The organism is Streptomyces sp. adm13(2018) (assembly GCF_008042145.1).
Lineage (GTDB): Bacteria > Actinomycetota > Actinomycetes > Streptomycetales > Streptomycetaceae > Streptomyces.
Map to the genome: position 1 here is coordinate 664918 of NZ_RDBH01000141.1, position 9376 is coordinate 674293.

Here is a 9376-nt window from a genome sequence, read left to right on the forward strand (position 1 = left end):
GGCGTCGTCGGTGGCGTCGTCGGTGTCGGGGGAAGGGGTGGGCTGGGCCGATGCGTCCGATGCGTCCGATGCGTCCGATGCGTCCGATGCGGCCGGGGCGGCCGGGGCCTGCCCTTCGGGAGTTGCCCCGGGCAGCACGTCCGGGGCGGCGCCCGCGTCCGTATCCGGCCCCGCATCCGGGTCCACCGGTTCCACCGGTTCCGCCGCCGGGTCCGCCCAGGCGATCGGCAGGTCCGTCGGTGGGGTCGGCGCGGTCGCTCCCGCCGGGGGGACGCCCGTGAGGGCGGTCGCAGCGGCCAGCGCCGCCGTGCAGACCGTGCGCAGCAGCCTTCGTGACACGTCACCACCTCCACGGGGATGATGACGTGTCACTTCATCCGATTACCGTACGAACCGGGGCGCGTCCGGGGGCCTCACCCCTTCGGCCCAGCGGTGTCCGGCTTCGACCACGGCCACCTCAGCTCGCGCCGCTCGCGGCCCTCGGGGGCGTACGCGTAGACCCAGCCGCGCTGGAGTCCGAGCCGCTTCGTGTAGCCCGCGGGCTCGCGCCGATAGGTGACGAGGGTCGGGGGGTTCCCGTGGTGGGCCGGGACCGGGATCTCGTACCACTTCGGCGGGTGACCGGTCGGGCCGAGCAGGATCGGCAGGACCCGGCCGTCGAGGGGGCCGCCACGGAAGGGGGTGTTCTCGCTTCTCACCCCTCCAGTGTCCCCTCCGGCCCCCGTTCCGGCTCAGAGCAGGTGCGCCGCCTCGCCCACCACCGGGATCACCCGGCGGGCCAGCCGGGCCACGGGCCCCTCGGGCGTCTCCTGGGCGAGCAGGCGGGTGACCACCCCCGCCGTCTCCTCGTCGCTCGCCGTGCTCGCGGCGAGGAGGGCCACGAGGTGGTCCACGAGCCACTCCCGCAGTTCGACGGCCGGCGGCCGCTTGTCCTCGTCGAGCCAGATGAGGGACGCGGCCTCCACGGCCGCGATCCACGTGCGGACCAGCATGCGGAGGCGGGGGCCCGGCCGCTCCACTCCGAGGTGGATGAGGATCTGCTCGGCGGCGGCCCGGCGGACCTCGTCGACGATCGCCGTGGTGCGGGAGGTCTCGGCGACGCTGCCGCCGCGCAGGAGGGCGCTGAAACCGGCGTCGTGCTCGTCCACGAAGGCCAGATAGCGGTCGAGCACGCGGCCGAGGCGCTCCGTGGGGGGTCCGACGGCGGGTTCGGCGAAGCAGTGACTGAGGGCGTGGGCGGAGGAACGGAGGGCGGCCTCGTACAGCTGCTGCTTGCCGCCGGGGAAGTAGCGGTAGACGAGGGGCCGCGAGACGCCGGCCGCCTCGGCCACGTCGTCGAGGGAGACGTCCTCCGGGGTGCGGTGGGCGAAGAGCTCCTGCGCGGCGTCGAGGAGCTGGCCGCGGCGTGCCTCGACGCTGAGCCTGCGGTACGCGGGGGTGGCGGCGGCAGTCATGCTGGGCAGCGTAGCCGGGTGCTCCGGCGCTGATCTTGGGGTGCGCTCCGGTGCCACCTGGCGGGTGCGTGCCGAGGCCGCCCTCGGTCGCGCCCCGGTGCCACCTGGCGGGTGCGCTCCGGTGCCACCCTCGGTCGCGCCCCGACGCCATCCGCCGGGTGCGCGTCGGCGGGCGGGCGGACGGTTCGCCGCCCCCCGAGACGTACCCCCGCTCTCAGGCCAGCAGCCCCGAAGCCTTCCACAGCCGCCTGCCAGGGCCCCGGAGCACCCCGATGTCGTCCATGAAGTCCGTCAGGCGGCGCGCGCCGGACTGCATGACCTCGCGCCGGTGGCCGCTCGCCCGCACCTGCGCGACCGCCTCGCGCCGGTCCAGGCCGACCGCCTCGTACACCCGCGGGTTCACGAAGCACGTCGAGAAGACCCGTGCCGCCTCGCCGCAGCTGAGCCGGGTGAACTCCTGCTCCCAGCGCGGCGCGGTCACCATCTGGCGCCGCAGCTCCTCGCGGGCGTACCGCACGTGCCGCGCCTCCTCGACCACGTGGATGCGGGTCACCCCGCGCACCAGCGTCTGCACCCGCTCGTCCGGGAAGGTCAGCCGCTGCATCCAGTCGAGGATCTCCTCGCCGAGCAGCGTCGAGGCGAACGAGCCCGGGGTGGTCGAGACGGTCTTCAGCACGCGCGCGAGGTTGTGGTAGAGCCGCGGCACCGGGTACGCCGGGGTCCCGCCCCGCTCGATCATCCGCGCGAACATCATCGAGTGCCGGCACTCGTCCGCTATCTCGGTCAGCGCGTACCGGACGTGATGGCTGGTCAGGGACTTGTCGTAGATGTGCCGGACGAGCAGCTGCATCAGGATGATCTCGAACCACACCCCGAGGGACGCGAGCGACGCCGCCTCGTGGCGCGAGAGCGCGATCCGCTGCTCCTCGGACATCCGGTGCCACAGCGGTGTGTCGTACAGGGAGAGCAGCTCGGGCGGCCAGAACCACTTGCCGTCCTCGAACGGCGCGTCCCAGTCGAGCTCGACGTCCGGGTCGTAGGAGTGCTTCCGGGAGGACTCCAGGAGGCGCTCGGCGACCTGCTCGCGGTCGCGCAGCGGCCCCAGGGCGTCCCGGAGCAGGCTGAAGTCCGGCTCCGCGGACTCGGTGAAGGGGGTCATGGGTCCGAACCTCGCTGTGCTCGTCGCGACGGCGTGACGTATCACCGGTGGGCAGCTCTTATCAGACTGCCCGTCAGTAATGGCGTCAATCCCCTGTGCGCGACTTGTTGACGATCCGTCTAGCACCGTGTGAGCCTGGGCCGCAGGACTCGCACCACGGGAAGGCCCGACCCCCAAGGAGGCGTCAGTGTCGACGCGCGACCTCTACACCACGGCCCCGTCCGGCCCGAGCTGGCAGGTCCCCGCCACCGGCGCCGCCCGCTTCAACTGGGAATACGACATGGCGGACGCCGGCCGCGACCGCCTCCTCGCCCTCTACCAGAAGGGCAAGGACAAGCAGTGGGACGGCGCCACCCGGATCGACTGGGACCTGGAGGTCGACCCGTACGACCCCCTCGGCACGCCCGACGAGGTCCTCACCCTCCACGGCACCCGCCACTGGGCGAAGATGACCGAGAAGGACAAGGGCGACCTGCGCCGGCACTACTCCTCCTGGCAGTTCAGCCAGTTCCTGCACGGCGAGCAGGGCGCCATGATCTGCGCCGCCCGGATCGTCGAGTCCGTGCCCGACCTGGACGCCAAGTTCTACTCGGCCACCCAGACCATGGACGAGGCGCGGCACGCCGAGATCTACGGCCGCTTCCTCCACGAGAAGATCGGCATGCTCTACCCGATCAACGACAACCTTCAGAGCCTCCTCGGCGACACCCTGCGCGACTCCCGCTGGGACATGCCCTACCTCGGCATGCAGGTGCTGATCGAGGGCCTCGCCCTCGCCGCCTTCGGCATGATCCGCGACACCACCGACAAGCCGCTGCCGAAGCAGATCCTCGCGTACGTGATGCAGGACGAGGCCCGGCACGTCGCGTTCGGCCGGATGGCGCTGCGCGACTACTACAAGCAGCTGTCCGACGGCGAACTCCGCGAGCGCGAGGAGTTCGTCATCGAGGGCTGCTACCTGATGCGCGACCGGCTGCGCGGCGTCGAGGTCCTGGACAACTTCGGCATCCCGCGCAAGGAGGCGGAGGAGCTGACCGAGCAGAGCGAGTTCCTGCACCTCTTCCGCAAGCTGCTCTTCAGCCGGATCGTGCCCTGCGTCAAGGACATCGGACTCTGGGGCGAGCGCCTCCAGAAGGCCTACCTGGACATGGGCGTCTTCGACCTCGGCGACTCCAACCTCGACCTCCTCATGACCCAGGACGAGGAGATCGCGGAACGACTCGACGCGGAGCGCTTCGCCCAGGAGGAGCAGGCCCGGGTCGCGGAGGTCGCGGACGCGATCGCGGCGGGCACGGCGGAGGAGTAGCGGGCAGGGCCGGGGAGTGGTGGGGGGAGGGGCCCGGCCGGTGGGCCGCCTCCCGTACCGGAGACACGCGTTGTCGTACGCCTGACGTAGCGTGACCGCCATGAGCATGCCGCCACCGCCGAGCCAGCCGCCGTCCCCGCAGCCGTACGGCGGCCCCGTACCGCCCCCGCAGCAGCCCGGTTCGTTCGGCGCGCCGCAGGGCTTTCCCCCGCAGGGCCATCCCCCGTACGGCGTTCCGCCGCAGTACGGCCCGGGGCCCGGCCCCGGTGGCTGGGGGCCCCCGCCGATGGGACCCCCGCCGAGGAAGAAGCTGTCGTCCGGCGCGATCGTCGCCATCGTCGTCGGCTCGCTGGTCGTGGTCGCGGGCCTCGGCTACGGCGTCAAGGCCGGGTACGACGGCGTCATGGGCGGCTTCCCCGAGGCGACCCACAAGCTGGTCGTCCCCAAGACCCTCCTGGCCGGCGAGTACACCCTGGCCGCCGACCTGTCCGACACCCAGGGCAAGGAGATCGAGGACACTCCCGACTTCACGGTGAAGGACGCCACGGCGGCGGTCGGGCAGTACGACGGCGAGGACGACTCGGTGCTCGTCCTCTCCGGGCTCTACGGGCGCATCAAGAACGGGACCTCCACGCGGAGTTCCATCCTCAAGGGCGCCGCCACGCAGAAGAACACCACGCTCGCCGTGAAGCCCAGGGACTTCACCCCCGCCGGGTACGGGGTCACCGTCAGGTGCCAGGTCACCACCACGAGGGAGGGGCTCGGCAGGACGAACCTCCCCATGTGCGCCTGGGGCGACGACAGCACCGCGGCCGCCGTCGCCCTCGTCACCCCGGAGTCGGCCTCCGGCGACCCGAAGGACATCGACCTGGAGGACATCGCCGAGAAGACGGCCAGGATCCGCGYGGAGGTCCCGTTCTTGATGCGCCCGTAGAGCCCGGAGAGGACGAGCACCGAGTCGTCCTCGCCGTCGTACTGCCCGACCGCCGCCGTGGCGTCCTTCACCGTGAAGTCGGGAGTGGCAGAGACGGGCCGGGCGGCGGCCCCGCGTCTCACCTCCGCGCCTCGCCTCCCCTCCGGGCCCCGCGCCTCACCCCCGCGCCTCCGCCTCCAGCCGCAGCGCCTCCTCCATCACGGCCTTCGCGATCGGCGCCGCGCTGCCGCCCCCGCTGATGTCCGTGCGGGACGCCTCCGCGTCCTCGACGACCACCGCCACCGCGACCGCCGGCTGGGCCGCGTCCTCCGCCTGCGCCCAGGCGATGAACCAGGCGTACGGGGTCCCGGTGTTGCCGAAGCCGTGCTGCGCGGTGCCCGTCTTGCCGCCGACCCGCGCGCCGGGGATCGCCGCGTTCGTCCCCGTCCCCTCCGTCACCGCCTTCACCATCAGCCGCTGGAGCTGCATCGCCGTCGCGGGGTTCATCGCCTGCCGGTAGCTGTGCCGGCCCGTGCGGTCGACCGTGGTCCCGCCGGAGGTCGTCGTCCGGTCGACGAGGTACGGCCGGGCGATCTCCCCGTTGTTGGCGACGGCCGACGCCACCAGCGCCATCTGCAGCGGCGTCGCCGTCGTGTCGAACTGCCCGATCGACGACAGCGCGAGCTGGTCCGGGCTCATCTCCCGGTCGAAGTTGGACTTCGCCACCCAGGACGGCACCCGCAGCCCCGTGTCGTTGAAGCCGAACCCCTCCACGGAGTCGACCATCCCCTCCAGTCCCACCTTCACGCCGAGCCCCGCCATCACCGTGTTGCACGACCACTGGATCGCGTAGGCGAGGGACGCGTCGGCGCAGCCCTCCGCCTCGTTCGGCAGCACCTGCCGGGTGCCGGGCAGCACGAACGGGTCCGGGGTGTCCGTCGGGGCGTCCACGTCCCGCACCAGGCCCGCGTCGAGCGCCGCGGCGGCCGTCACGATCTTGAACGTGGAGCCCGGCGGGTACGTCTGCCGCAGCGCCCGGTTCAGCATCGGCTGGCTCGGCGAGGTGGTGAGCCGCCGCCAGGCCTCCTTGGCCCCCGCCCCCGTACCGGAGAGGACGCCGGGGTCGTACGAGGGGGAGCTGACCAGCGCCAGGATGCGGCCGCTGTGCGGCTCGACGGCGACGACCGCGCCCCGCTTCCCGGCGAGCCCCCGGAAGGCCGCTTCCTGGAGTGGGGCGCGGATCGTCGTCACCACGTCGCCGCCGGGCTGCCGCCCCCGGGTGAGGTCGTTCCAGAGGGGCAGCGGCGCCAGCACCGGGTCGGTGCCGGACAGGAGGGCGTCCTCGGCGTGCTCGACGAGGGTCGTGCCGTACGTCTGCGAGGCGTAGCCGGTGAGCGGCGCGTACAACGGGCCCTGGCGGTACGTCCGTTCCCAGCGCAGCTGCTGCCCGCTGTCCCGGGAGCCGGTGACCGGCCTCCCGTCGACGACGATCTCGCCGCGCGGCTGCGCGTAGCGGTTGATCGCGATCCGGCGGTTGGCCGGGTCGTCGTCGAGCGACTCGGCCTCGAAGACCATCACGCGCGCGGAGTTGACGAGGAGCGCCACGAGAAGGAGCAGGCAGAGCGCGGCGGCCCGCCGGGCGTACCGGATCACACGGCCCCCTCGGGAGCGCGGAGCCCCGCGCGACGAACGCCGTCCCGGCCGTACGGTCGGTTCACGCGGCGCCCTCCCTCACCGGGGCGAGCGTCCCCGTGTCGGCGTCGTCCGGCTGCGGCGCCCGTGCCGAGTCGCTGACCCGGATCAGGAGCGCCACGATCACCCAGTTGGTGACCACCGACGAACCTCCCTGCGCCAGGAACGGCATCGCCATGCCGGTCAGCGGGATCAGCCCCATCACCCCGCCCGCGATGACGAACACCTGGAGCGCCACGATCGAGGCGAGCCCGATCGCGAGGAGCCGCCCGAAGGGGTCCCGCAGCGAGAGGCCGGCGCGGTAGCCGCGGGCGACCAGCAGCGCGTACAGCAGGAAGAGCGCGGTCAGACCGACGAGTCCCAGCTCCTCGCCGGCGGTCGCCAGGATGAAGTCGGACTTGGTGGCGAAGCCGATGAGCACGGAATGGCCGAGGCCGAGCCCCGAGCCGAGCATCCCGCCCGCCGCGAACGAGAACAGCGACTGGGCGAGCTGCCCGGGGCCGTCCCCCGCGCGGATCGAGGCGAAGGGGTCGAGCCAGTCCTGCACCCGGCTGTGCACATGCGGTTCGAGCGAGCCGACGAGGAAGGCCCCGGCCGCGGCGAGGACGAGCCCGACGGCGATCCAGCCGGTCCGGCCGGTCGCCACGTACAGCATGATCACGAAGAGGCCGAAGAAGAGCAGCGAGGTGCCGAGGTCGCGTTCGAGGACGAGCACGCCGACGCTCAGCAGCCAGATCGCCACGATCGGGCCGAGCACCCGCCCGGTCGGGAACTGGAACTTCCAGATCCGGCGGCCCGTGTACGCGAGCGCGTTGTGGTTGGCGGCGAGGTACGCGGCGAAGAAGACCGCCAGCAGGATCTTGGCGAACTCGCCGGGCTGGAAGGAGAGGCCGCCGAGCCGGATCCAGATCTTGGCGCCGTTCACCGCGGGGAAGAAGATCGGCAGGATCATCAGGGCGAGCGCGGCGGCCACCGACACGTAGGCGTACCCCTGGAGCGTGCGGTGGTCGCGGAGCAGCAGGACGACCACGATGAAGAGCGCGACACCGAGCGTGGACCAGATCAGCTGCGTCGCCGCCGCCTGGTCCTTCGGCGTCTCCAGGTCGAGCCGGTAGATCAGCACCAGGCCCAGGCCGTTGAGCAGGACCGCGATCGGCAGGAGCAGCGGATCGGCGTACGGGGCGCGGAACCGGACCGCGAGATGGGCGACGAGCGCGAGCAGGCCGAGCCCGGTCCCGTAGCGGACGGCGTCCGGCGGTACGGCCCCGCTGCGGGCGAGGCCGACCTCGGCGTACCCGAAGACGCAGATGAGGACGGCGCAGACGAGGAGGGAGAGTTCCACGCCACGGCGCTTCGGTGTGCGTACCCCTGGAGGGGGAGCGTCCGTGCGCGGTGCGGTCATGGCCGCAACGTAGCAAGCGGTATGCCCTATGTCCCTTTTGTGTGACGGTGTGCCGTCTGCGGTGTGCGGTGTGGCGTGCGCCGTCCGTCGCGTGGCGTCCGCCGGGTGCCGTGCGGCGAGGCGCTCCGTGTCAGTCCTCCGCCGGCGGCTCCGCCAGGCTCACGTACTCGGGCAGCCGCAGCCGCGCCTCGGCGCCCCCGCCCCCGCCGCCCCCACCGTCGTCGGCCGCGGCGAAGACGAGCTCGGCGCCGATCACCTCCGCCTGGCCCACCGCGATCGTCAGCCCGAGACCGTGGCCCTTGCCCCCGCTCTCCGTACGGAACCGCTGCGGCCCCGACTCAAGGAGGTACGCCGGATAGCCGGGCCCGTGGTCCCGTACGGACACCACCGGGCCGTCCACCGTCAGCACCACCGGCGGGGCCCCGTGCTTGTGGGCGTTGGCGATCAGATTGCCCAGCACCCGTTCCAGCCGCCGCCGGTCCGTCTCCACGGTCGCGTCCCGGACCACCCGGACCTCGGTCGCGGTGCCCGAGGCGCGCACCACCCGCTCGGCGAGCGGGCCGAGTTCGTGCACGGCGAGGTCCACCGTCTCGTTGCGGGCGTCGAGCCGCGAGATCTCCAGGAGGTCCTCGGTCAGCCCGCGCATCGCCCGCACCCGGTCCCGTACGAGCTCCGAGGGCCGCCCCTCCGGCAGCAGCTCGGCCGCCGCCGACAGCCCGGTCAGCGGGGTGCGCAGCTCGTGCGCCACGTCCGCGGTGAACCGCTGCTCGCTCTGCAGCTTGCTCTGGAGCGAGGACGCCATCGTGTCGAGCGCGCCCGACACCGTGGCCACCTCGTCCTGCGGGCGCGAGGAGTCCTGCGTACGGGGGTCGTCGACGCGCGCGTCGAGGTCGCCCGCGCTGATCCGGCGGGCCACCTGGGCGGTGAGGTGCAGCCGTCGGGTGACCCGGGTGACGGCGAATGCGCCGACGAGCAGCGTCGCCCCGATCGCGAGGACGGAGGAGCCGAGGATCGAGCGGTCGAGGGCGTCGATCGTCTCGGCGCTCTGGGTGTAGTCGACGCGGACGGCCAGGGCGCGGCCGTCCGCCGGACCCGCCGCCCACATCGTCGGCCGGCCCCGGTCGTCGGCGACCAGCGTGCCGCGCTCGCCCTGCACGGCCAGGGCGCGGAGGGAGGCGGGAAGCCCGGGCGGGTCGACCCCGGCGAAGCGGGGGAGCGGCTCGCCGGCCTCGTAGAGCCGGGTGACGTCGGTGAGCCGGGCGAGCGCCTTCTCCCGGGAGTCGGTCACCGTCCGACCGGTCACCGAGACGTGCACGAGGATGCCGAGGAGTGCGGCCAGGGCGCAGCACATCACCGCGATGAAGACGGCGGCCTTCCAGGTGAGGGTCGCGGTCCAGGCGGGCAGCCGGGGCGCCCTCACGGGCTCGGCTCGGCGGGCGGGGCCACGTCG

Annotated in this window: 8 protein-coding genes and 1 pseudogene; 2 read left to right on the forward strand and 7 right to left on the reverse strand. The window is 73.0% G+C overall.

The features are described 5' to 3' along the window. The 4 genes and pseudogenes from EAO70_RS38570 to EAO70_RS31210 form a co-directional block, all read right to left on the reverse strand. Window positions 1–339 (reverse strand): annotated as a pseudogene (locus EAO70_RS38570) (glycoside hydrolase); the annotation flags it as partial. Window positions 340–413: 74 nt separating this feature from the next. Continuing rightward, window positions 414–698, reverse strand: coding sequence for a hypothetical protein (locus tag EAO70_RS31200; RefSeq protein WP_148006162.1), 285 nt, complete (start codon window positions 696–698; stop codon window positions 414–416). A 33-nt stretch (window positions 699–731) separates the two neighbouring features. Then, window positions 732–1454 carry a TetR/AcrR family transcriptional regulator gene (locus EAO70_RS31205; RefSeq protein WP_148006163.1) on the reverse strand — a complete coding sequence of 241 codons (723 nt, stop codon included), beginning with the start codon at window positions 1452–1454 and terminating at the stop codon, window positions 732–734. Between the two features lie 214 nt (window positions 1455–1668). Next, window positions 1669–2613, reverse strand: coding sequence for an AurF N-oxygenase family protein (locus tag EAO70_RS31210; RefSeq protein ID WP_148006164.1), 945 nt, complete (start codon window positions 2611–2613; stop codon window positions 1669–1671). A 187-nt stretch (window positions 2614–2800) separates the two neighbouring features. Between EAO70_RS31210 and EAO70_RS31215 the strand changes: the two genes are divergently transcribed. After that, window positions 2801–3919 carry a ferritin-like domain-containing protein gene (locus tag EAO70_RS31215; protein WP_148006165.1) on the forward strand — a complete coding sequence of 373 codons (1119 nt, stop codon included), beginning with the start codon at window positions 2801–2803 and terminating at the stop codon, window positions 3917–3919. Window positions 3920–4019: 100 nt separating this feature from the next. Continuing rightward, the gene (locus EAO70_RS31220; RefSeq protein ID WP_187284148.1) at window positions 4020–4853 is read left to right on the forward strand and encodes a hypothetical protein; all 834 of its coding nucleotides are present in this window, start codon (window positions 4020–4022) and stop codon (window positions 4851–4853) included. A gap of 156 nt (window positions 4854–5009) precedes the next feature. On the opposite strand, the gene EAO70_RS31225 is transcribed toward EAO70_RS31220, so the two are convergent. The 3 genes from EAO70_RS31225 to EAO70_RS31235 form a co-directional block, all read right to left on the reverse strand. Further along, a complete protein-coding gene (locus EAO70_RS31225; protein ID WP_148006167.1) occupies window positions 5010–6485 on the reverse strand; it encodes a penicillin-binding transpeptidase domain-containing protein in 1476 nt (491 codons plus the stop codon). A gap of 61 nt (window positions 6486–6546) precedes the next feature. Beyond that, window positions 6547–7926, reverse strand: a complete 1380-nt coding sequence (locus EAO70_RS31230; protein WP_148006168.1) for an FtsW/RodA/SpoVE family cell cycle protein — start codon at window positions 7924–7926, stop codon at window positions 6547–6549. Between the two features lie 130 nt (window positions 7927–8056). Next, window positions 8057–9346 (reverse strand): sensor histidine kinase, encoded by a 1290-nt coding sequence (locus tag EAO70_RS31235; protein WP_148006169.1) that lies wholly within the window; start codon window positions 9344–9346, stop codon window positions 8057–8059. Between the last annotated feature and the right edge of the window lie 30 nt (window positions 9347–9376).